This is a genomic window from Blastococcus carthaginiensis (assembly GCF_030731085.1).
Classification (GTDB): Bacteria; Actinomycetota; Actinomycetes; order Mycobacteriales; family Geodermatophilaceae; genus Blastococcus; species Blastococcus carthaginiensis.
This window is the reverse complement of record NZ_JASNFN010000004.1, coordinates 358,100-381,585: the sequence shown is the minus strand read 5'-3', so window position 1 is coordinate 381,585 and position 23,486 is coordinate 358,100. Positions and strand designations below refer to the sequence as shown.

Sequence of the window (23,486 nt, the reverse complement as noted above, 5' to 3'; positions counted from 1 at the left end):
CTGGGTGACTAGCCTGCGCTTGTCGCAGACAGTCAATCCACCGCAACGGTGGGTTTGACATCGGAACGCGGGGGATGCAGTGGGATTGCGGGACTGGTTCAAGCGAAGCGTGCCCTCCGCAGCTCCGACGGCGCCTCCGGTCTCCAATGTGAGGCCGTCGGCACCGCCTCCGGTCTCGCACCTCGGGTCGTCGGCACCGCCTTCTTCGGTGGCTGCGGCGCCACGGTCAGCCAGCCCGCCGCCTCGGGCAGCGGTCGGTAAGGCTGGCAGGGATGGGTGGGTCCCGCCGGGGGCTGCGGTGACCGTGGGCTCGCTCACCCTCCCCGGCGGGATGCTGTACGTCGGTCGACAGTTGCCGGCCGCCGTCGGCTACGGCCCGGACCCGGCGCTGATCGACCCGCGGCTCCCGCTGGACTTCCGCCGGCCCGACTGGGCGGCTGGCAGCGTCGGGTACTGGCCCTCCTACAGCGACATCACGCCCGGCGCGCGCGCCGCGTACCTGACGTGGTTGGCCGACGGCCGACGCGCACCGAACGCGCCGATCAGTTGGCCGTTCCTCTTCTTCTACGGCCTCGAACGTCGGGTGCTCGTCGACGCCGCCAAGGGCCAGGACATCAGCGACGAGCTGCCGGCTATCGCCGCGGAGGTTCGACGACTGCTCGACCTCTACGGTGACAACGGGTCGTTTCGAGGCTATACGACACGGTTCCTGCAGCTGCTGGACTTCTACGCGACGAGCACCGGCGATGTCTCCGTTCCCGCGCGCACCGGCAACCCCTGGGACGTCCCGATGGCTCTGCGGGTCGGTCTGGGAGAGCAGGCGGTCGACGGAACACCGATCTCCGCCGACTGGGCCCTGGCGTGGGCCTACTACCACCCGGAGATCTACCTGCGGACCCCAGCAACTCGCTGTGCGGCCGAGTTCGAAGCGCTGTTCCGCACCAGGTACGCCGAACGGCACGGACCTGGCCTCACGATCAAGGCGACAACCACGAGGCTGAAGCTCGACTACTACTCGGCCAGTGCAGGAATCGGCCAAGCCGAGTTGTCGACAACGCTGCCCGACGTCCTGACCCAGGCGGGTCCGAGCAAGAAGCTCGCCGCGCTCGTGGAGGAGTGCACCGCGAGCCTGGACGCCTACAGCCGCTTCCTGGGACGCAACCCTGACGCGCGCGGGACGCTGCCGGCGGCCGCGCTGCTGCCGCCAGAACTCGCGGACAACGCGGGCGGCGACGACCTGGCCCGCCTGAACTCGTTCGTCAACGCCGCTCTCGACGGGCAGCCCAGCGCGGTTGTTGACGCCGGCGAGCTGCTCGCGTTCTGGCCCCTGGCGACACCGGGCAAGGTCGCGAAAGCCGAGGCCGTCACGCTGGCACAGCTGCTGAGTGCCCGCGGCATCGGCTTGGAACCCGATGTCCGCCACGGCGGGCCGGTGCCGGACCCTGTCGGCGTTGTTGTGCTGTTCCGTGCCGAGCCTGGCCAGCCCGCCTCTCCGAGTCCTGAGTACCAGGCCGCGGCGCTGCTGATGCACCTCGCGTCCGTAGTCAGCACCGCCGACGGGCACGCCTCCGATGCCGAGATCTCCCATCTGGTGGCGCACCTCGAGGCCGCCATGGGATTCGGGGCAGCCGAACGCGCCCGGCTGGAAGCCCACCTACGCTGGCTGCTGGCAACTCCGGTGAAGCTGACCGGGCTCACCAAGCGGCTCGCCGCACTGGACCAGGGGCAGCGCGAGAACATCGGGGACTTTCTCACCACGGTCGCGGCCACGGACGGGCACGTGAGCCCGGAGGAGATCAAGATCCTCACGAGGATCTTCAAGCTGCTCGGCTTGGATCCTGCGTCGGTCTACAGCCGCGTCCACGCCGCGACGACCGGCGGCGTGAGGATTGCCGCGGTCGGGCCCGTCACGGTCAGGGCCTCCTCGCCAGGCGCGCATGCCTACGCCATCCCACCGGCTCCGGCTGCCCGACCCGACCCCAGCGCATCCCGCGACTTGGCCGCGCCCGTGCAGCTCGACGCGGCGACGGTCGCAGCCAAGCTCGCCGAGACCGCCGCGGTCACCGCGCTGCTCGGTTCCATCTTCACCGACGAGGAACCGACACCACCGTTGCTGCCCGCCGCGACGGGGCACACCATCGCCGGACTCGACGCTGCCCACTCGACGCTGCTGACGGTGCTTGCTGGTCGCGGCAGCTGGGCCCGAGCCGAGCTCGAAGCCGAGTGCGCCGGTCTGGGACTGCTGCCCGACGGCGCCGTGGACACCTTGAACGAAGCCGCCTACGAGCGGGTCGGTGACCCGCTCGTCGACGGCGATGACCCCATCACGATCGACCCCGGCGTAGCCCAGGAGATGCAGGCATGACTAACTCGACCCCCGCCAGTTCCGTGGGCACGACGATCCGGCCGCGCGAGCGTGACGCGATCTTGCAGGCTCTGCGGGCCGGTGTCGTCCCCCGTGTCGGTCAGCAGCACGTACAGGTCGGCCGAGCCGAGGAGGTCAAGGCCCTGCTGAGCGACGTCCATCGGATCGCCGACGGCGGCTCCGCCTTTCGCCTGGCCATCGGCGAGTACGGCTCTGGCAAGACGTTCTTCCTGAACCTGGTCCGGTCGATCGCGATGGAACGCAAGCTCGTCACGGTGCACGCCGACCTGTCACCTGACCGACGGCTGCACGCAACCGGCGGTCAGGCCCGCTCCCTGTACGCGGAACTGATGCGCAACATCGCCACCCGCGCGAAGCCCGACGGTGGGGCCATGGGGAGCATCGTCGAGCGGTTCATCACCGCCGCGCTCACCGAGGCGCGGGAAACCGGGACGACCCCGGACGCCGTCATCCGCACCCGGCTGGCATCACTGTCGGAGCTGACCGGCGGGTACGACTTCGCCGAGGTCATCGGCGCGTACTGGCGCGGGCACGACACTGGGAACGAGCAGCTCAAGAGCGACGCGGTGCGCTGGCTGCGCGGCGAGTTCAGCACCCGAACCGACGCCCGGGCGGCGCTCGGCGTGCGCACCATCGTCGATGACGCCAACTTCTACGACCAGCTCAAGCTCTTGGCCAGGTTCGTCGTCATGGCCGGTTTCGGCGGTCTGCTGGTGTGCCTCGACGAGATGGTCAACCTGTACAAGCTGGCAAACACACAGGCGCGCAACGCCAACTACGAGCAGATCCTGCGCATCCTGAACGACAGCCTGCAGGGAACCGCCGCCCACCTTGGGTTCATCCTGGGCGGCACCCCGGACTTCTTGCTCGATACCCGGCGTGGCCTGTACTCGTACGCGGCGCTGCAGTCGCGCCTGGCCGAGAACACCTACGCCACAGGTGGCCTCGTGGACTACTCCGGCCCCGTCCTGCGCCTGGCGAACCTGACGCCCGAGGACTTCTACCTGCTCCTGACCCGCCTGCGACATGTGTTCGCCGGCGGCGATGCGAACGCCTATCTGGTTCCCGACGACGCCCTGACGGCCTTCATGACCCACTGCTCCAGCCGCATCGGGGACGCGTACTTTCGGACACCGCGAACCACCATCAAGGAGTTCGTGAACCTGCTCGCCGTACTTGAGCAGAACCCGGGAACTGACTGGGCGCCGCTGGTCGGCACGGTGAACCTGGTGGCCGAATCCAATCCCGATCTTGCGCCACTGGCCGAGGAAGACGGCTCCGCGCGCCCGTACGCCACTGACGGTTCGGCCGACCGAACCGAGCCGGGGGTGGGGTCGAACTCCGCGTCCGCGTCGTCACTGGAGGACGACGATCTCGCGACCTTCAGGCTGTGATGGGCCGCTGCGCATGACTGGCACAGCGGGTGAGGCCGCAGGCCATCAGTCGTCGGCCTTCGTTGAGCTGCACCCGCGCATCCAACGATGGATCTGGGAGCAGAACTGGACCGAGCTGCGCGACGCGCAGGAACGCGCCGTCCGACCGATCCTCGCCGGCGACCGGGACGTGATCATCTCCGCGGCGACGGCCGCCGGGAAGACCGAAGCGGCGTTTCTCCCCATCAGCTCGAGCCTGTTGGTCGCGCGAGAAAGCGCGGCGGACGTGCGTGGGCAGAGGGACGCGTGCTCTGAGCAGCAGCGTGCGGCATCCGGAGTGCAGGCGCTGTACGTGAGCCCCCTCAAGGCGCTCATCAACGACCAGTACGGCCGGCTCGACGCCCTTTGTGAGCACTTGGACATGCCGGTCCATCGCTGGCACGGAGACGTTCCCGGCTCACGCAAGGCCAAGGTGCTCAGTGATCCCGACGGGATCCTGCTCATCACACCGGAATCCCTGGAGGCGCTCCTCGTCGTTCACGGCCCCAAGGTCGCGAGGATCCTGGGCGGACTGCGCTACGTCGTCATCGACGAGATGCACTCCTTCCTCGGAACCGAACGAGGTATGCAGCTCCAGTCGCTCCTGCACCGGGTCGAGCTGGCCGTGCGCCGGCGCGTGCCCAGGATCGGGCTGTCGGCGACGCTCGGCGACATGGACGGTGCCGCGGCGTACCTGCGACCCGGCGCTGGGCCACGCGTCACCGTGATCACCTCAGTCGACGACACCCAGGAACTGAAACTGCAGCTGCGCGGCTACGAGGCGCTGCCGCCGCAGCTCTCGGCGCGCCAGGCGGAGCACGCGGAGGCCAGCGGACGCGACGTGGAAGCCGAGGAGGTGACCGAGGGGCATCAGCTGGCGATCGCCGATCACCTGTACCGGACACTGCGCGGGACCGACAACCTCGTCTTCGCCAACTCGCGACGCGACGTGGAGATCTACGCGGACCTGCTGCAGCGACGATCCAAGCGCGAACACGTCCCGAACGAGTTCATTCCGCACCACGGAAGCCTCTCCAAGGAACTGCGCGAGTTCGCCGAATCCCGGCTGAAGGACCGAGGCACTCCCGTCAGTGCGATCTGCACGTCCACACTGGAGATGGGGATCGACATCGGGTCGGTCACCTCCATCGCCCAACTAGGCGCACCCCAGTCGGTGGCGAGCATGCGGCAGCGGCTGGGCCGGTCGGGCCGTCGCGGTGGCGGCGCGACGATGCGGCTGTACGTCACCGAGCCGCAGGTAAGCCCGCAGACACCGCCGTCTGACGCGTTGCGCACCGAACTCGTCCAGAGCGTCGCAATGGTCAACCTGCTGCTCGGTCGCTGGAACGAGGCGCCGAACTCGGGCGGACTCCACCTGTCCACGCTCGTTCAGCAGCTGCTGTCGTTGATCGCTCAGCACGGTGGGGTCACACCGGTGGAGGCATACCGGGTGCTGTGCGAGACCGGCCCTTTCGCCGCCGTTGCCCGGGACACGTTCAAGCGACTGTTGCGTGCACTTGCAGATGAGCGCGTTGACCTGCTCATGCAGGCTTCTGACGGGCTGCTGCTGCACGGGCAAGCCGGCGAGCGCTTGGTCAATCACTACTCGTTCTACGCGGCTTTTCGCACCGGTGAGGAGTACCGCCTCATCGCCAGCGGTCGCACGCTCGGGACCTTGCCGGTCGACTATCCGCTGATGCCCGGGTCCCTGCTCATTTTCGGCGGACGACGCTGGAAGGTGCTGGCGGTCGACTCGCACGAGAAGGTCATCGAACTGATCCGGTCGTCTGGAGGACGGCCACCGACGTTCGCCGGCGCCGGCGCCGCGGTGGCTGACCGGATCCGCCAAGAGATGCGGCGTGTGTATCTGAGTGTCGATGTGCCGACCTACCTGGACGCGACGGCGGTCCAGTTGCTCACCGAGGGCCGCAACAACTTCGCCCGATACGGGCTCGGGGCAGACCCTTTGCTGACCATCGGCGCGGACACGTTGATCTTCCCGTGGCGCGGAGATCGCGTCTGCTCGACGCTCGCGGTGGCCCTGACCGCTGCCGGCATCGACGTGGCCCAAGACGGCGTCTGCCTGACTATGAGCAACTGCACGCGAGACCAGGCTTTGAGCCGCCTCGCCGAGCTGGTCGAGCAGGGCGCCCCCGAGCCAGCCTTGCTAGCTGCCAGGGTCGACAACAAGATCGTCGAGAAGTACGACGAGCAGCTCAGTGAGGAGCTGCTCAACGAGGGCTTCGCCGCACGGAGCCTCGATGTCGAAGGCGCCTGGGAGGCCGCACGCCAGCTACTGCAAGAGGCTCGAGACGTCGCCGCCGATCGGCCGGACGACGCACGCAGCACCCCAGCAGCGGTGCCATCGTCGATGCCGGCCGCCAACGTGTCGGCGCACGACGTATCCGCCCGACCCGCCGCGGCGGAGGCGCCCCGCCTGGCCCCGACGACGTCGGCCGCTGGAGCAGGCCGCCGACCGCACGGCCGCCCGGAGCTCGGCACCACCCCCTTCGCCGTGGTGGATGTGGAGACGACGGGCTTCTCCCCGCGGCTTCATGACCGGATCGTGGAGATCGCGATCGTCCGAACCACACCGGACGGCACCATTGAGGACTCCTGGTCGACGCTGCTGAATCCGCAGCGCGACCTCGGCCCGACGCACGTGCACGGGATCCGCGGGGCCGATGTTCTCGATGCGCCCAGGTTCCTGGATGTGGCAGGGGATGTCGCCAACAGGCTCGACGGGGCCGTCGTGGTTGCCCACAACGCCCGCTTCGATCTCGGGTTCGTGTCATCGGAGTTCACGCGTCTGGGGGCGGCGCCCCCCACCTGGCCGGCGCTTTGCACGCTCGCGCTGTCGTATCGGTTGGGAGCGTTCGGCGGTGGCCGGCTGGCCGACTGCCTGGCGGCAGAGTCGCTCACCCACCCGGGCGAGCACACGGCCTTGGGGGACGCGACGGCGACAGCCGAACTGCTGGGCGTCTACCTGCGGCGCGCCGGCGGGGGCACACTGACCGACCTCGGCTGTGTGCCCGACGCGTGGCCTGAGCCGCCGAGCTGGTCCGTGTGGCCGATCGGCGGCCCGGTGCGACCCCGCTCGTCGCGATCCCGGCCGGAGGCCTCACCACTCGTCACGCTGATCCGGCACCTTCCCGCACACAACGTGGGGGGCGCGACGAAGCCAGCCGATACCGCGGCCTACCTCGATGTGCTGTCCCGCGCGCTGGAGGACCGGCGCTTGGACTCAGCGGAGGTACAGACCCTTGCCGACACAGCCCAAGCATGGGGGCTCTCACGCTCGGACGTGCACCGCGCCCACATGAACTACCTGGAGGCGCTGGCCCTGACGGCGCTAGGAGACGGTGTGGTCACCGACCTGGAGGCCGAGGACCTCGCGGACGTGGCGGCTGCACTCGGATTCGGAGTCGGCGAGATCGCTGCCGCCCTCCATGCGGCACGGACCCGAACCCCGAGCCAAAGTCGAAGCGAGGATCTCCGCGGGCTCGGCGTGTGCTTCACCGGCGCACTCCAGACGCGCATCCAGGGACAGCCCATCACCCGCGACCAGGCACACGGCCTCGCGCGAGCAGCAGGTCTGGTCGTGCACGAACGCGTCACGAAGGCGCTCGACGTGCTCGTCGCCGCCGACGCTGAGTCCCTGTCAGGGAAGGCAGAGAAGGCGCGCTCGTATGGAACCCGGATCATGACCGAGACCAACTTCTGGCACGCGATCGGCCGATCGTGATCCCGGCCGTGGCGGGGCAAGGGCACGTCTAGCTGTCGGCTTGTCACCTCGTCGGTTCGGCGGCCGGCAGCCAGAAAGCGAAGATCTCGGGGAGCCGGGTGAGGTCCTCCGCCGTGAGGGTGATCAGCCGGATACCGGTGTGTTGGGCCAACTCGCGCTTCCGGGCGACCTTGGCGGCGTAGGCGGGCTCGTCGGGCATGCCAAGCGCCTCGACGTAGGTGCCGTCGTAAAGGAGCCAGTCGGCGCGAAGGCCGGTGGTGTTGAGGTCAGCGTGCCGCGGATAGGCCGGCTCGATGTCGTGCGCGATGCCTCGGTGGTGCAGGAAGTCGTCGATGTGCCGCTCGAGCATGGACCGGCAGGGGTGCCCGTCGGTGGCGACGGTGATCGTGCCCCGGGAGGTGCGAAGGCCTTCCTCGAGGAGTCCGGCCAGGTGGAGCCATTGGGCCCAGGTGCGCGCCGTCTTGTAGGTGCGGGCGCGTTCAGTTGCCAGAGCGGGGCGGGGGATGAGGAAGCGGCAGAGCATGGCTGCGTCGGCGGTGTCCGGGTCGCTGATGTGCAAGCGATTGAGCTGCGCCACCGACGGAGGGCCGGAGAACTCGATCTCGACCAGGCGGCGCAGCGCCCAGACCACTGAGCCGGTCCACGGCCCGTCGGTGCCGGTGTCGCGAAGCAGGCGCCCCTGGGCCCATCGGACGCAAGCGAAGCAGTAGGCCAGGCCGTTCGGGCCGGCGAGCGCGTTGTCGTAGCAGAGTCGGCAGCGCCCGGACCGCAGTTCGTCGGCGGTGGCACCGAGCAGTGTTCCGAGTTCGCGCAGGTAGTAGGGGGTTGCCGCGCAGCTCCTTGTGCGTGGAGCGGTCCCTGACGGGCCCCTTGCCCCACTGCACCGGAAGTACTTCGGCGTGCTCGGTGGGCAAGTGGCTGCGGACCCGGTTGCGAAGCCGCGGCTGGATCGGCTCGAGACGGATCTCCCGACCAGCGGCGTGTTTGTTGCCGGGCTCAACCGGAGGATCGACCACCCAGACGCTGTCGGCCTCGACGCCGTGGCGCCGTAGCAGCGTCTGGACGGACTCTCGGTGGGGTCTGGCGTAGACCGTGACGACCTCTGTGTCCTGGTCGTAGCGGCCGATCTCAGGCAGCTGGTCGGGTGAGAGACCGTCCTGGACGCTGCGCACCGACCACCTGGACCCGCGGATCGTGACGGTGGCGTTCGAAAAGTCCTCCAGGTCATCGAGATCCGGGCTGGGGTGGCTGGTGATCCCGTGTGCCTCAAGGGCCTCTTGTGCGTCTGCGCGGAGGCGCTCGTCGACGAGGGTTAGGGGACCGTGCGGCAGGTGCCACTGACCGAGTTCGGTGCCCTGGTCGTCAAGGATGAGGACACGGCGGGCGCTGGAACTGATGCGGCTGACCGCAGAGATGCCACGACGCCCATGCGGTTCCCGACGCCAGGTGGCCCAAATCCTGTCTTGCTCGGCTGCTGCCGCGTCCCGAGCCGCCCGTGCCTCGCTACGGGCGTTGCTCGCAGCGGTGTGGGTGGCTCGCGCGTCCCCCAGCCGAGAGTCGCGACGAGCGAGATGAGCCTGACGTAGCTCGGCCTCCGCGCGACCACGTCCTGCGTCGGCTGCGGGGCCGCCCGCATACTCCTGCCTGATCTTGTCGTCGATGTACTCGGAGATCACCGGCTTGAGGTCGTCGCTCCAGGCCCAGCGGAGCCGGACGGTCCCGACGCGGTAGCCGAGCGCTTCCTCCTCGGGCGGGCTGAGGGGACAGTCCGTGGACGGTGTCCACGGCTCATCCGCGTTGTCCCAGTCATGGAGCTCGTGCAGCTCGACGTAGCCGTGGCAGCCGACCGGGACGGGGGAGTACGTGGTGAGGTCTTGGATGAATGGACCCATGCGATGGAGCCATTTCTCGTAGAGGTAGCCGAGGTGGCGGTCGAGGACGTCGCCTCCGTGGCTAGGTGGTGCGGTGACGGCAATGGCCCGGCTGTCGTAGTCGTTGTCGGGCCGGGGGACGAGCGCCAGCAGCACCGGGATCATCGCTGCGCAATCCGCGTCCTCGGGTGCGGGGATGATGCGGCTCAGGTCGTGTGTGTGGGCCAGGATGAAGCGGCGGAGCGCCGGCGCCGCGTCACGCCAGACGGCGAAGCCGAATCCGCGCTGGAGGTCGCCGGGCGGGAGGACGGTCAGTTGCGCCTCTGCGTCCAAATAGAGGCCTGTCTGCGTCGATGCCACCGTCGAATGGTCGCAGACGGTGCTGCCTTCACTCCGCTATGCGACTGACTCCTCGGGCGAGGGCACCCGGGCGTGGCTGCTGCGCATCCGGCAGCGGGCCGGTCACTCCGGCCGTCCGCAACCGCTCACGGTGCCGTTTCTGTCGGTGCGCCGTGGCATCCTCGGCTCGACGTCTAGGAAGGGACGCGTGTGGCAGCTCGACTGGCAGCGATCTCGGTTCGAGGGCTGAGGTGTCTGGATGGGCTCGAGTTGTCGTTCGAACCCTTGACCGCGCTCATTGGCGCTAACGGTGCGGGCAAGTCGAGCACTGTGCGCGCGTTGCAGTTCCTCTTCGGCGAGGTGGACCTCGATGACGACGACGTCAGTGACGGGATCGCCGATCCGGAGGTGTCCGTCACCGGCGTCCTGACCGACCTGCCGGGGGAGTGGACGGAGCGGCTGCGGCCGTGGCTGTCCCCGGACGGCACTCTCACGGTCACCCGGTCCCGCGTGCTGGGTCCGGATAGCCGTGCGGTGGTGCGCTGGTCCTGCGACCGCGCTCAGGTGCCGGCCATCGCCGGGGTGCGTGCGGCTGTGGCGTCCGGCGCGCCGGCCGCGAGGCTGAAGGAGCTGTACGGCGAAGCGCGCGCGGAGGTGGGTGACGGGCTGCCCCCGTACAGCAACAAGCAGGCAGCCCTGGAGGCGCTGGACGCGTTCGAACGGGAGCATCCGGAGGCCGCGACCCAGATGGCGCCGGACTCCACGTTGCGCTTCGGCGGCGGCGGCGACTGGGACCTCAGCAGGATGCTGGAGCTGCTCGTCCTCCCGGCGATGCGCGACGCCGCCGATGACGCCTCCGACGGCAAGGGCAGTACCCTCGGCCGGCTCGTCGAGATCACCGTCCGCTCCGGTCTCGACCTCGATGGCGATCTCGCCGGGCTCTCCGAGCGAACCGCGCGGGCGTACGAGCAGATCCTCGCCGAGCGCGCGGCACCCCGCCTTCAGGAGCTGTCCGCCAGCATCACCGAGCAGATCAACGCCTTCGCACCGGGCACCCAGGTGACCCTGGCCTGGCAGCCGCGAGTTCCGGCCCTGGCGCCGCCCCAGGTCCGCGCCCGCATCGTCGAGTCGGGCCACGAAGCCGACATCGGGCGGCAGGGGCACGGAGTGCAGCGCGCGTATGTCTTCTCCCTTCTGCGCGCCCTCCTCGACGCCCGGCGCGGGCAAAACAGCACGGACCAACCCGGGCTTCTGCTGGTGATCGAGGAACCCGAGGTCTACCAGCATCCAGTCCGCGCCCGGTACGTCGCCCGTGTCCTTGCAGATCTTGCGCGAGACCCCGTCCGGTCCACCCAAGTCGTGTACACCACCCACAGTCCGTACTTCGTGTCGGTCGACGACGTCCCTTCCGCGCGACTGCTGCGGCTCTGCCCGACAGGCGGCGAGGCGGGGCCGGCGGCTTGCACCCGGGCGTTCACCGCATCCCTCACGACGATCGCTGAGCGGCTCGAGGCTGCCCGGCAGGGAAGCGGGCAGCGCTGGACCGCCGAGCGCGTCGCGGCCCAGTTGCCCGCCCTACTCGGGTCCAGGCTGTCGGAGGGGCTATTCGCCGAGGCGGTGGTGCTCGTGGAAGGGGACGAGGACCTGGGGCTGATCGACGGCGCCGCGACGGCCGTCGGCGTGGATCTCGCCGCCGCCGGAATCGCCCTCGTCGCTGTGCAAGGCAAGTCCAACCTGCTCCTGGCGGCCGAGGTCGTCCGCGCGCTGGGTGTGCCGGAGTACGTGGTGTTCGACACCGACGAGAAGCCGGCTGGCCAAGCGAGCGACCCTGGAGCCTTGCGGCTCAACGGGATGCTCGCGGAGTTGGCCGGCGGTCCGGACGAGGAACGGCCGTTGACAACCGTCCAGCCCCGGTGGGCCGCGGCGAAGCCCACGCTGCGCGCCGTGCTGAACGACGAGGTTGGCGCCCAGGTCGTGCGCGAGGCTTACACGCGGACCGCGCGAGCGATGGGTCTGCCGGAGTCGACGGAGAAGAACGGACACATGGTCCGGACCGCCATGCTCGAGCTGTACGGCGCCACGAAGCGCTCCGAGACGCTGGATCGGATCGTCGAGGCGGTGACCGACCTCACCGTGAAGGGTTGACGGCGGAGGCCCCGCCCCGAAATCGTCGTCGGGGACCGCTACTGTCGCTTCTGACGGACTGCGCATGCGGGAACCGTCACCCGGAGCCGGGACTGCGCACGCGGGAACCGGCCCGGGGAGCCGGCCAGCTGGCCGGAAGTGGAGGCGCCCTCCCAGCTGGGTGGGCGCCTCCGCCGCTGACAGGAGGATGGCCCGGCGTGTACTTGCTCGCCCTGGACGAGTCTGGGACGCACAACGAGGCACCGGTCCTCCTTCTGGCCGGACTCGCCGTTCATGAGGCCGACGTCCGGCCCTTGGAGCGGGCGTTGCACGCCGTGGTGGCCAAGCACCTCGGGCCGCTCGGACTCAATCCGCACACGCACGAGGTGCATGCGAAGGACCTGAAGACGCCGACACGCGGCAGGCCTGCGCGGGCCGGCTATCGGGCGACGCGGCCGAGCGAGTGGCTCACCGTCGACGCATCGGTCCGCCTCGCCGTCCTGGGGGACGTCTACGCGGCACTGGCCAACTTCGAGCCCGCCGACCCGGCTTACCCGCTGCGACTCCTGGGGGCGGTGATCGACCGCAGCCACAAGCGGTACGGGCCCGTCAAGGCTGCCGAGGCGAAGGCCTACGACCACGTGCTCCACCGGTTCGACGAGATGCTTCGTCGCATCAACAAGGCGGCGTCGGTTGAGCAGCGCGGGTTGGTTCTGCATGACCGCCGGACCGAGCACGAGCGCAGGATTCAGGACCAGGCCGCCGTGTGGCAGCGCAGCGGTGCCCGCTTGGATGCTCTGATCCAGGTGCCGGTGTTCACCGACAGCCGAGCCAGCCGGGTCATCCAGGCGGCCGACCTCGTTGCCTACGCGCTGTGGCGGCATTACCAGCCGACGACCGACGACGCGTACTCGACGGCGCTGTGGCCGCTGGTGGACACGAACGACCGAGATGAAATGAGCGGCGTCATCCATGTGACCCCGAAGTTCGGGGCGTGTCCGTGTCCGCCCTGCACCAGTCGCACCAGCTGACCACGTTCAGGGCGACTCGCCGATCCGGTCGTTAGCCCGCGCTCACCGTAAGCGTTGGGGAGAGCCCCTCCCGGATGGGCCGGTAGAAGGGGTCAACACCGCGTCGCACGGTCCAGTCGCCGCCAGCGGCGACGGCAACCCACGACCAGGCAGCGCCGTGTGCAAACTTCGGGCATTTCGTGTGCAAGCCGAGTGGCGCATGCCGCATTCGACATGCTGACCTGCGATTTCTCTTTTCGCCAAGATCCCACCCCGCTCCACCACGAAGGGCCCGGTCGGCAGACCGGGCCCTTCGTGCGTCCGGGGCCCGCGTGCAGCGCGCCCGTCGGTCAGGAGGGCCGGCTCGGCGGCGCCCCACCGGGTCCGCCCGGGGCAGCGCCCGTCCCGCCGCCGCTCGGCGTGGTGGTGGTGTCGCGCTCGGGTGTGCTGTGTGAGTGACGTCGCAGGTCGCGGACGAGAAAGGCCCCGACCTCCTCCGTAGACTCGCTCCCGCAACCATCCGGAGCGGCTGAGAGACCTGGCTCGTCGACGTCGCAGCAACCCCCCGCATCGGCGGGCGCGGGTGCTACTGCCAGGACCGATGGAGGAACACCATGCGGTACGAGCTGCTCTCGTGGGCCCGCCGGCACGTCGACCTGTGCCGGACCGGCACAGCCATGTGCCGCTGAGGCCTCCCGCCTCCCGCCTCCCGCCTCCCGCCTCCTGGCGACGCCCGCCCCACCGGACGGCGGGCGCGCACCCCAGCCACCGCGCACCGCGGGCGACCACGCCCTCGGCCGGGAACCCCGGCGGCGTCGCCGCGCGCCCGTGCCCGCTCAACCCCGAGGACCGCACCCCGTGATCGAACTGAAGGACGTCCGCAAGGTCTTCCCTGCCCGCGGGCAGGCCGGCGAGGTCGTCGCCGTCGACGGCGTCAGCCTGGCGGTGGACCGCGGCGAGTTCGCCGGCGTCGTCGGCCCCAGCGGCTCGGGCAAGAGCACGCTGGTGCGCCTGGTCAACCTGCTGGAGCGGCCCACGTCGGGTTCGGTGACCGTCGACGGGCAGCTGCTGACCGAGCTGCCGGACGAGCAGGTCCGGCAGGCGCGGCGCTCCATCGGCATGGTCTTCCAGCACTTCGAGCTGCTCGACTCGCGCACCGCCGCGGGGAACGTGGAGCACCCGCTGGAGCTCTCCGGCGTGGGCCGGGCCGAGCGCAGACGGCGGGCCGGAGAGCTGCTGGACCTCGTGGGGCTCGGCGACCGCGCCGGCGCCCGCCCCGCCCAGCTCTCCGGTGGCCAGAAGCAGCGCGTGGCCATCGCCCGCGCGCTCGCCGTCCGGCCGACGGTGCTGCTCTGCGACGAGGCCACCTCCGCGCTGGACCAGGCCAGCACGACGGGCGTCCTGGAGCTGCTGCGCCGGGTGCGGGACGAGCTCGGCCTCACGGTCCTCCTGATCACGCACGAGATGTCCGTCGTCAAGGCCGTGTGCGACAGCGCCGTGCTGCTGGACCGGGGGCGGGTCGTCGACGGCGGCCGGCTGGCCGACGTCCTGACCCGGCCGGGTTCGCCGCTGGGCGACGCCCTGCTCCCGGCGCCGGTGGCGGACGCCGGTGCCGCGCACGATGGCGCCCTGCTGCGGGTGACCGTCGCCGATCGGACGCCGGAGACCCTCGTCCTCCAGACGCTGATCGGCGAGCTGGGCCTGGCCGTCGAGATCGCCGGCGGGTCGGTGGAGACCGTCGCCGGTGGCCGCTACGGCCGGCTGCTCCTGCGGGTCACCGGAGGGGTTGCCGGGCTGGACGACGCCGTGCACCGGTTGCGGGCCGGCGGCATCCTGGTCGAGCGCGTGGCCGCGACCGCCGAGGTGGCCCGGTGAGCGACTGGAACCGCATCTGGCCCCAGCTGCTGGACGCCACCTGGGAGACCCTCTACATGGTCGGGGTCGCGGCCCTGGTCACCGTGCTCCTGGGCGTCCCGCTGGGCGTGCTGCTGACCGTCACCGCGCCGGGCGGGCTGGCCCCGCGGCCGTTGCTGCACCGGCTCGCCGGCCTGGTCGTGAACCTCGGCCGCGCGCTGCCGTTCATCATCCTGCTGGTCCTCGTCGCCCCGGTCACCCGCGGCATCGTCGGGACGACGATCGGCTCCACCGCGGCGATCGTGCCGCTGACCATCGGCGCCGTCCCGTTCCTCGCCCGGCTGGTGGAGAGCAGCCTGCGCGAGGTCGCCGCCGGCAAGGTGGAGGCGGCGCTGTCGATGGGCGCCCGCCGTCGCGACGTCGTGCGCACGGTGCTGCTGCCGGAGGCCCGGCCGTCGCTGGTCGCCGGCGTCACGGTCACCGTCGTCGCGCTGATCAGCTACTCGGCCATGGCCGGTGCGGTCGGCGGCGGCGGGCTGGGCGACTTCGCCATCCGCTTCGGCTACCAGCAGTTCCGCACCGACATCACCCTCGCGACCGTCGTCCTCCTTCTCGTCATCGTCCAGGCCCTCCAGTGGGCCGGGGACCGCTGGGCGCGCTCGCTCGCGCACGCCTGATCCGACCTCCACGGCGTCCGCCCGGCCGCCGTCCCACCCCGCCACAGAGGAGAAACACCACCATGCGCACCCGCTTCCCCGCCCTGCTGGCCGCGTCGGCGATGACGGCCCTGGTCGCCGCCTGCGGCGGCGAGGCCGAGCTCTCGGCGGCCGACGAGCCGCTGCGGGTGGGCGCCTCCCCGGTCCCGCACGCGGAGATCCTGCGCTACATCGACGAGAACCTCGCCGAGGACGCCGGCCTGGATCTGGAGATCGTCGAGTTCACCGACTACGTGCAGCCCAACGTGGCCCTGGACGACGGCTCACTCGACGCCAACTACTTCCAGACCATCCCGTACCTGGAGGAGCAGGAGGCCAGTGCCGGCTACGACTTCGAGGCGCTCGACCCGGTGCACATCGAGCCGCTGGGCATCTACTCGAGCACCCTGACCGACCTCGCCGACCTGCCCGACGGCGCGACGGCGGCCATCCCGAACGACCCGACCAACGCCGCGCGGGCGCTGCGGCTGCTGGAGGCCAACGGCCTGATCACCCTCGCCGACACCGGCGACGCCGCGCCGACCTCGCTGGACATCGAGGGCAACCCGAAGAACCTCGAGATCTCCGAGGTCGAGGCCGCGCAGGTGCCCCGGTCCCTGGCCGACGTGGACATCGCGGTCATCAACGGCAACTACGCCATCGAGGCCGACCTCGTCCCGGCCGAGGACGCGCTGGCGCTGGAGGAGGGGGCGGGCAACCCCAACGCCAACCTCCTGGTGGTGCGCACCGGCGACGAGGGGGACGAGCGCATCCAGGAACTGGAGGGGCTGCTGCACTCGGACGAGGTGCGCCAGTTCATCGAGGAGAACTACGAGGGCGCAGTCCTCGCCGCGTTCTGACCGCCGGGGCGGGGCACCCGCACGGGCGTCCCGCCCCGCGCACCGGCACACCGGGCGTATGTGTACGCTCGTTCCTATGAGCTCCCGGCCCGGTGCGGGCGACTCCCGGACGATGCGCGAGCGGATGCTCGCCGGCGACCTCTACATCGCCGACGACCCCGAGATCGCCGAGGAGAGCGCCCGGGCCCTCGACCTGGCCGACGCCTACAACGCGACGTCGGTGCGCCAGGGCCCGCTGCGCCGGCAACTGCTGGCGGAGCTGCTCGGCGCCGTGGGGGAGGGGACGGAGATCCGGCCGCCCCTGCGCGTCGACTACGGCAGCAACATCCGCATCGGCGCCCGCTGCTTCGCCAACTTCGGCCTGGTCGCCCTCGACGTCGCCCCCATCACCATCGGGGACGACGTGCAGATCGGCCCGAACGTCCAGCTGCTCACGCCCACCCACCCGGTGGAGCCGGGCCCCCGTCGGGACAAGTGGGAGGCGGCCGAGCCGATCACCATCGGCGACAACGTCTGGCTCGGCGGCGGGGCGATCGTGCTGCCCGGCGTCACCATCGGCGCGAACACCGTCGTCGGCGCCGGCGCGGTGGTCACCCGCGACCTGCCGGCCGACGTGGTGGCGGTCGGCAACCCGGCGCGCGTCGTCCGCCGGCTGGACGACCCCGCCCGGTGAGCGCCGACCCGACGACGGTCCGCCGTCCCCGCCGGCACGACCCCGGGCGGCGCGACCGGCTGGTCGACACCACGCTCGACGTCATCGCCGCGCAGGGGGTCGCGGCGGCCACGCACCGGGCGATCGCCCGCGCCGCCGACGTGCCCCTCGGGTCGCTGACGTACCACTTCGGCTCGCTCACCGAGCTGCTCGCCGCCGCCTTCACCCGGCACGTGGACGATGTCGCCGCGCGGTTCGACGCGCGCATGGCGGCCGCCCCGGACCGCGCGGCGGCGCTCGAGGCGCTGGTCGAGCACCTCACCGGCGACCTGCTGGGCTCGCAGCGCGACCTCGTGCTCGCCGTCGAGCTGTACGTCGCCGCCGCCCGGGACGCCGAGCTGCGCGCGGTCACCCAGGACTGGATGTCGCGGAGCCGGCGCAGCCTGGAGCGCCACCTCGACCCGGTCACCGCCCGCGAGGTCGACGCCCTCGTCGAGGGGCTTGTCCTGCACAGCGCGCTGTCCACCGACCCGATGGACGCCGCGCAGATCCGTGCCGCGCTGCTCCGGTTCGCCGGCTGACCGGGAGCTGGAGCCCGCCATGTCCTTCGCACCCGCGTCCGTCGAGCCCCCGCGGCTGCGTCGCGCCCGCCGCGCCGTCGCCGCCTGCTTCTTCCTCAACGCCGTCTTCTACGCCGGGCTGGTGCCCCGGCTGCCGGCGGTCAAGGCCGAGCTCGAGCTGAGCAGCACCGCGCTGGGCGCCGCGCTCGCCGCGGTGCCGCTGGGCGCCCTGCTGGCCGGGCTGTCGTCGGCGGCGCTCAACCGCCGGTTCGGCTCCGGCCGGGTCGCCTCCTACGGCCTGGCGCTGCTCGGCGCGGTCGTGTGGACGGTCTCCGTGGCGCCGAACTGGCTGGGCCTGGCCGCCGCCTTCCTGGTGGTCGGCGCCCTCGACGCCGTCGTCGACGTCGCCCAGAACGCGCACGGCCTCCGCGTGCAGCGGCTCTACGGCCGCTCGATCATCAACTCGCTGCACGGCGTCTGGAGCATCGGCGCGGTCACCGGTGGGCTGCTCGGTTCCGCGGCGGCCGGGCTGGGCATCCCGCTGCCCGTGCACCTCGGCGCCTCGGCCGTGGTCTTCGGCGCTGTCGCACTGGTCGTCTCCCGTGGCGTGCTGCCCGGTTCCGACGAGCCCGAGCCGGTCGCCGAGGAGGCGCCGCAGGAACGCCCGCGACGGCGGGCCGCGGTCCCGGCCCTGGCGGTGCTCGGCCTGCTCGCCGCCTGCGGCGCGCTGATCGAGGACGTCGGCGCGTCCTGGAGCGCGCTCTACCTGCGCACCGAACTCGAGGCGGGCGCGGCCGTCGCCGGGCTGGGCTTCGTCGCGCTGTCGGCGGCGATGACCGTCGGCCGGCTGACCGGCGACCGCGTGGTCGACCGGTTCGGCGAGCGGCGGGTCGCGCGGGCCGGAGGTGCGCTCGCCGCGGTCGGCCTCGGCGTCGCGCTCGCCTGGCCCTCGGTGCCCAGCACGCTGGTCGGGTTCGCGCTGGCCGGTCTCGGCGTCGCCACCCTGATCCCGGCCGTCTACCACGCCGCCGACGAGCTCCCCGGCCTGCCGCACGGCCAGGGTCTGATGGTGATCAACTGGCTGCTGCGGATCGGCTTCCTGCTCTCCCCACCGCTGATCGGGGTCGTGGCCGACGCCTTCAGCCTGCGGGTCGCGCTGCTCGGGGTCGTCCTCGCCGGCATCGGCGCGCTGGTGCTCGGGCGTGCCCTGCCGGGTCGTCCCGCCGCCGCTCCCACCCCGGCGGGGAACCGGCCGGACGGCGGCGGGTCCGCTCGGTGATCATGGTCCGGTGACCTCGATCGGGTGCCCGCCCGTGCCGTGCGCGGGCCGTGCTCGTTGAGCCGGACGTGACCACCGCGGGCGAGGACGTGCGCCGCCGGCTGACCGGCATGGCCGGGTGGGCGCCGAGCGGCCGGCTGGCCGTCCCGGTCATCGTGGGCCTGGTCATCGCGGCCAACCTGGTCGGCGTCGGCACGGTGGTGGTGCTGCTCCTCGGGGTCGAGGGCGACCGGGGCAGCACCGGCCGCGCCGAGGTGCTGTGGGCGGCCGCGGCCTACCTCGCCGTCGCCCTGCCGCTGGCCGTGCTCGCCGGGCTGGGGCGCCAGCGGGCCACGAACCGCTGGCTCATGGCCGGCCGCGGGCCCACGGTCGAGGAGGCGCGGCAGGCGCTGCGGCTCCCGCTGGACACCGCCCTGGTCGCCGCCGTCGTCTGGCTGCTGGGCGCGGTCCTGATGGGGGCGGTCGCGGCGCTCACCTTCCCCGACGCGCTGGTCGGCGCCCGCGTCGCCGTCGCCGTGCTGCTCGGCGGTGTGGTCACCGCCGGCGTCACCTACCTGCTGGTCGCCCGGGCGGCCCGCGCCGTCACCGCCCGCGCGCTGGCCGCCCACCCGCCCGCGGGCGCGCTCACCCTCGGGGTCCGCATCCGCCTGCTGCTCACCTGGGGGCTCACCAGCGGGGTGCCGATGGTCGGCGTCGTCCTGCTGTACCTGGACCCGAGCAACCCCGACGGCCCCGGGCGCGCCGCCGTCGTCTTCCTCGTGGTGGTCGCGCTGCTGGTCGGCGCGCTGGCCACCGTGCTCACCGCCCGCGCCGTCGGGCAACCGCTGCGCGACCTGCGCCGGGCCGTGCAACAGGTCGGCGCCGGCGACTACGCCGTCGACGTCATGGTGGACGACGCCGGGGAGATCGGCCTGCTGCAGGAGGGCGTCAACTCCATGGCCGCCGGCCTGGCCGAGCGGGAGCGGTTGCGCGACCTGTTCGGCCGGCACGTCGGGACGACGGTGGCCCAGCGGGCGCTGACGACCGGTGTCTCGCTGGGCGGGGAGGAGCGGACCGTCGCGGCGCTGTTCGTGGACGTCGCCGGCTCCACCGCGCTGGTGCGCCGCACGGGGCCGGAGGAGATGGTCGGCCTGCTCAACCGGTTCTTCGGGGTCGTCGTCGACGCCATCGAGGACGAGGGCGGGCTGGTGAACAAGTTCGAGGGCGACGCCGCCCTCTGCGTCTTCGGCGCTCCGGCCGACCACCCCGACCCGGCCGGGGCCGCGCTGCGGGCGGCCCGGCGCATCTGCGACGCCGTCGCCACCGCCGGGGAGGTCGACGTGGGGGTGGGCGTCGCGTGCGGCCGGGTGTGGGCCGGTCAGGTGGGGGCGGCCAGCCGGCTGGAGTACACGGTGATCGGCGACCCGGTGAACGAGGCGGCGCGGCTCACCGACCTGGCCAAGGAGCACCCGGGCCGGGCGGTGGCCAGCGAGCCGACGGTGCTGACGGCGGCACCGGGGGAGCAGGTGCACTGGCAGGCCGACCGGGAGGTGCGTCTGAGAGGACGGGACGAGCCGACGCAGACCTGGGTGCGGGTGCGCTGACTGCAGGGTCGTCCCGAGTGGGCCCCGGAGGGGTCCGCGCAGGGACGACGGACGCGCTCGTCGCAGCAGGGGGACGGCCGTTGGCCGCGGTGCGATCCGGAGGACGACGATGTGCACGGTCGTGCCGAGTGGCCCCCGGAGGGGGTCGCGCAGGCGCGACGGACGCGCTCGTCGCAGCAGGGGAACGGCACGTGGCCGCGGTGTCGTCCGGAGGACGACAAGATTCACTGCGTCGGCAGCTGCATCGCCTTGCCGGGCTCGTGCGCCTTCACGACGACGAGCACGTCCTCGGGCTGCAGGGTGCCGATCAGCGGGTCGTCGAAGCGCAGCGTGCGCCCGCCGCGGGTCACCGACAGCACGATGTCGCGCAGCTGGCGCGGGCCGAGCCCGACCTCGTCGGCGGTCGCCGTCCGCTGGTGCAGGTCCAGGCCCTGGCCGCCGGTCACGAGGTCCTCGACGACGGCGACCACCCGCGGGCTGTCGGTGGAGAGACCCAGCAGCCGGCCGGACGTCGCCGACGTGGTGATGACGGTGTCCGCACCGGACTGCCGCAGGAGGTTCGCGTTCTCCTCCTCGCGGACGCTGGTGGTGATGGGGACGCTCGGGTTGAGCTGCCGCACGGTGAGGGTGATCAGCACCGAGGCGTCGTCCCGGTTGGCCGCGACGATGACCGACCGGGCGCGCTCGACGGCGGCCCGGCGCAGCACCTCGGTGCGGCCGGCGTCGCCGACGATGCCGGTGAGGCCCATGGCGTTCGCCTCGTCGATGGCGCGCGGCTCGGGGTCGACCACGACGATCTTCTCCAGCGGGGTGCCGCTGGCCTGCAGCGAGCGGATGGCGCTGCGGCCCTTGGTGCCGTAGCCGCACACGATGACGTGCTGGCGCACGCGGGACCTCCAGCGGTGGATGCGGAACTCCTCGCGCGAGCGCGCCGTCAGCGCCTCGAGGGTCGTTCCGATGAGGACGATCAGGAACATGATCCGCAGCGGCGTGATCAGCAGGACGTTGACCAGGCGCGCCCCGGGGGTGACCGGCGTGATGTCGCCGTAGCCGGTGGTGGAGAGGCTGACCGTCGCGTAGTAGGCGGCGTCGAGGAACGAGATCTCGTCGCCGCGGCTGTCGGCGTAGCCGTCGCGGTCCAGGTAGACCACGACCACGACGACGAAGAGGACGACGAAGGCGATGACGACGCGGCGCCACACCTGGCGGACCGGCGTCTGCTCGACGTGCGCGATCCGGACACCGGTGTGCTCGGTCTCCAGCCCGTTCCGCTGCTCCTCCACGCCGCGGACGATAGTGAGTGCGGCGCCCGGCCGCGTGCCGCCGCACCCGAACGGGTACGGCGGCACGCGCCGGCTCAGCCCTCGACGGCCTCGCGCTCGCGGGCGGCGAGCTCCCGCTTGAGCACCTTGCCGGCCGCCGAGACCGGGATCGCGTCGATGAACCGGACGTCGCGCAGCCGCTTGTAGGGGGTCACCTTGCCGTTGACCGCGGCCATGACGGACTCGACGGTCAGCGCGGCGCCGTCCGCGTCGTCCTTGCGCACCACGTAGGCCACCGGCAGCTCGCCGGCCTCCTCGTCGGGCCGGCCGACCACCGCCGCACCGGCGACCCCCGGGACGCCGAAGAGGACCTCCTCCAGCTCGCGCGGGAAGACGTTGTAGCCCTTGTAGAGCAGCATGTCCTTGGTCCGGTCGACGATCGAGAGGTAGCCGTCCTCGTCGAGGATGCCGACGTCGCCGGAGTGGAACCAGCCGTCGGCGTCGATCGACTCGGCCGTGGCCTCAGGACGGTGCGCGTAGCCGCGCATCACCTGGGGGCCGCGGATGCAGACCTCGCCCCGCTCGCCCGCCGGCAGCGGGTCGCCGCCGCCGAGCGGGCGGATGGTGATCTCGGTGTCGAAGATCGGCACCCCCACGGTGCCCGGCTTGCGGGTGCCCGAGCGGAAGGTCGGGTTGCCGGTGGCCATCATCGTGACCTCGGTCAGCCCGTAGCCCTCGCCGATCGTGGCGTTGGGCATGAGCGCCTGCATCTTCTCGATCAGCGTGACCGGCAGCGGTGCGGCGCCGCTGCTGATGCCGCGGACGCGCGAGAGGTCGGCGTCGGCGAACCCGGGAACCTGCAGCAGCGCCACGAAGACCGGGGGCGCGCCGCCGATCGAGGTCACCTCGTACCGGACCATGTCCTCGACGTACTTCACCGGGTCGAAGCGCATGTGGATGACGGTCATCGTGCCGCCCATGACCATGCCGTTGAGGTAGCCGATCGCGCCCATCGCGTGGAACCACGGCGTCAGGTTGATGATCCGCGCCTCGCCGAGCCGGGTCGGGCACTCGTCGGGGCCGAGCACCTGCTGCAGCGTCACGTCCCCCTCCTCGTCGAGCGCGGGGAGGGCCCCGGAGGTCCAGCAGCCCGACTGCAGGACGTTGGTGACGACCTGGCGGTGCGGCAGCTCCACGCCCTTGCTGACGCCGGTCGTGCCGCCGGTGTAGGCCAGGTGCGCCAGGTCGGCGGCGACGTCGATGCCGGCGTCCAGGTGCCGGTCGGCCGGGTCACCGGCCAGGAGGTCGGCGAGGTCGACGTCGGTCGGCTCGAGGCCGTCGAGGCGGGCGGCGAAGTCGAGGGTGTGCGCCTCGCCGGTGACGACGACCGTCTCGACCCCGGTCTGCGCGATCGCCCCCCGGACGAAGGGCAGCACCTGGTCCCAGGTGATGAGCGCCTTGGCGCCGGCGTCGTTCAGCTGGGCGGCGAGGTCGGCGGCCGGCAGCAGCGGGTTGGTGGGGGAGAAGGTGGCGCCCGCCAGCATGATCCCGTAGTAGAGCGGCGGGTACTGCCGGCAGTTCGGGATGTGGACGGCGACGACGTCGCCCCGCCCGATGCCGTGGTCGGCCAGCCAGCCGGCGACCGCGTGCGCGCGGGCGCCCAGCTCGGTGAAGGTGAGCGGCACGTCGTGGTCGACGAACGCCGTCCGGTCGCCCCACCGGCGCACGGCGGCCCGCAGGATGGAGCCCACCGGCGCGCTCGGGTAGTCCAGGGACCGGGGCAACCCGGGCGGCCAGCTGGCCGTCGTGGGTGCCGGGGCGGACTGCACGGTGGTCATTCGTTTCCTCTCGTCG

16 protein-coding genes and 1 riboswitch are annotated in these 23,486 nt (G+C 71.8%); of the genes, 13 read left to right on the top strand and 3 right to left on the bottom strand.

The window, feature by feature from the left end; translation table 11 throughout:
* Positions 1–79 precede the first annotated feature (79 nt).
* Genes QOZ88_RS07000 through QOZ88_RS06990 form a run of 3 tightly spaced genes read left to right on the top strand, consistent with a single transcriptional unit; the run spans position 80 to position 7,543 of the window.
* Positions 80–2,365 (top strand): tellurite resistance TerB family protein, encoded by a 2,286-nt coding sequence (locus tag QOZ88_RS07000; protein WP_319946875.1) that lies wholly within the window; start codon positions 80–82, stop codon positions 2,363–2,365.
* A 23-nt stretch (positions 2,366–2,388) separates the two neighbouring features.
* On the top strand, positions 2,389–3,780 hold the full coding sequence (locus tag QOZ88_RS06995; protein WP_305999071.1) for an ATP-binding protein: 1,392 nt from the start codon (positions 2,389–2,391) through the stop codon (positions 3,778–3,780).
* 13 nt (positions 3,781–3,793) lie between these two features.
* Complete coding sequence (locus QOZ88_RS06990; RefSeq protein ID WP_305999070.1) at positions 3,794–7,543, top strand: DEAD/DEAH box helicase; 3,750 nt, start codon at positions 3,794–3,796, stop codon at positions 7,541–7,543.
* Between the two features lie 43 nt (positions 7,544–7,586).
* Here the strand turns inward: QOZ88_RS06990 and QOZ88_RS06985 are convergent, their stop codons facing one another.
* Complete coding sequence (locus QOZ88_RS06985) at positions 7,587–8,174, bottom strand: hypothetical protein (protein ID WP_305999069.1); 588 nt, start codon at positions 8,172–8,174, stop codon at positions 7,587–7,589.
* Between the two features lie 1,789 nt (positions 8,175–9,963).
* On the opposite strand from QOZ88_RS06985, the gene QOZ88_RS06980 reads away from it, so the two are divergent.
* The 10 genes from QOZ88_RS06980 (at position 9,964) to QOZ88_RS06940 (ending at position 20,370) form a co-directional block, all read left to right on the top strand.
* Complete coding sequence (locus QOZ88_RS06980; protein WP_305999068.1) at positions 9,964–11,898, top strand: AAA family ATPase; 1,935 nt, start codon at positions 9,964–9,966, stop codon at positions 11,896–11,898.
* Between the two features lie 197 nt (positions 11,899–12,095).
* Positions 12,096–12,908, top strand: a complete 813-nt coding sequence (locus QOZ88_RS06975; RefSeq protein WP_305999067.1) for a DUF3800 domain-containing protein — start codon at positions 12,096–12,098, stop codon at positions 12,906–12,908.
* A gap of 492 nt (positions 12,909–13,400) precedes the next feature.
* A riboswitch (SAM riboswitch) is annotated at positions 13,401–13,495 on the top strand.
* Between the two features lie 6 nt (positions 13,496–13,501).
* Positions 13,502–13,576, top strand: coding sequence for a putative leader peptide (locus QOZ88_RS23165; RefSeq protein ID WP_374201310.1), 75 nt, complete (start codon positions 13,502–13,504; stop codon positions 13,574–13,576).
* A gap of 169 nt (positions 13,577–13,745) precedes the next feature.
* Entirely contained in the window at positions 13,746–14,762 is a 1,017-nt protein-coding gene (locus tag QOZ88_RS06970) for a methionine ABC transporter ATP-binding protein (protein WP_305999066.1), read from the top strand.
* Positions 14,759–15,418, top strand: coding sequence for a methionine ABC transporter permease (locus QOZ88_RS06965; RefSeq protein WP_305999065.1), 660 nt, complete (start codon positions 14,759–14,761; stop codon positions 15,416–15,418). The genes QOZ88_RS06970 and QOZ88_RS06965 overlap by 4 nt, the downstream gene beginning before the upstream one ends.
* Before the next feature lie 62 nt (positions 15,419–15,480).
* A complete protein-coding gene (locus QOZ88_RS06960) occupies positions 15,481–16,296 on the top strand; it encodes a MetQ/NlpA family ABC transporter substrate-binding protein (protein WP_305999064.1) in 816 nt (271 codons plus the stop codon).
* A 76-nt stretch (positions 16,297–16,372) separates the two neighbouring features.
* Positions 16,373–16,969: a sugar O-acetyltransferase gene (locus QOZ88_RS06955; protein ID WP_305999063.1), complete on the top strand. Its 597-nt coding sequence runs from the start codon at positions 16,373–16,375 to the stop codon at positions 16,967–16,969.
* A complete protein-coding gene (locus QOZ88_RS06950) occupies positions 16,966–17,529 on the top strand; it encodes a TetR/AcrR family transcriptional regulator (RefSeq protein ID WP_305999062.1) in 564 nt (187 codons plus the stop codon). Before QOZ88_RS06955 ends, QOZ88_RS06950 begins: the two co-directional genes overlap by 4 nt.
* 19 nt (positions 17,530–17,548) lie before the next feature.
* A complete protein-coding gene (locus QOZ88_RS06945; RefSeq protein ID WP_305999061.1) occupies positions 17,549–18,787 on the top strand; it encodes an MFS transporter in 1,239 nt (412 codons plus the stop codon).
* 68 nt (positions 18,788–18,855) lie between these two features.
* On the top strand, positions 18,856–20,370 hold the full coding sequence (locus tag QOZ88_RS06940) for an adenylate/guanylate cyclase domain-containing protein (protein ID WP_305999060.1): 1,515 nt from the start codon (positions 18,856–18,858) through the stop codon (positions 20,368–20,370).
* Between the two features lie 224 nt (positions 20,371–20,594).
* Here the strand turns inward: QOZ88_RS06940 and QOZ88_RS06935 are convergent, their stop codons facing one another.
* Both QOZ88_RS06935 and QOZ88_RS06930 read right to left on the bottom strand, forming a co-directional pair.
* On the bottom strand, positions 20,595–21,653 hold the full coding sequence (locus QOZ88_RS06935) for a potassium channel family protein (RefSeq protein WP_305999059.1): 1,059 nt from the start codon (positions 21,651–21,653) through the stop codon (positions 20,595–20,597).
* A gap of 74 nt (positions 21,654–21,727) precedes the next feature.
* Entirely contained in the window at positions 21,728–23,470 is a 1,743-nt protein-coding gene (locus tag QOZ88_RS06930; protein ID WP_305999058.1) for a class I adenylate-forming enzyme family protein, read from the bottom strand.
* Between the last annotated feature and the right edge of the window lie 16 nt (positions 23,471–23,486).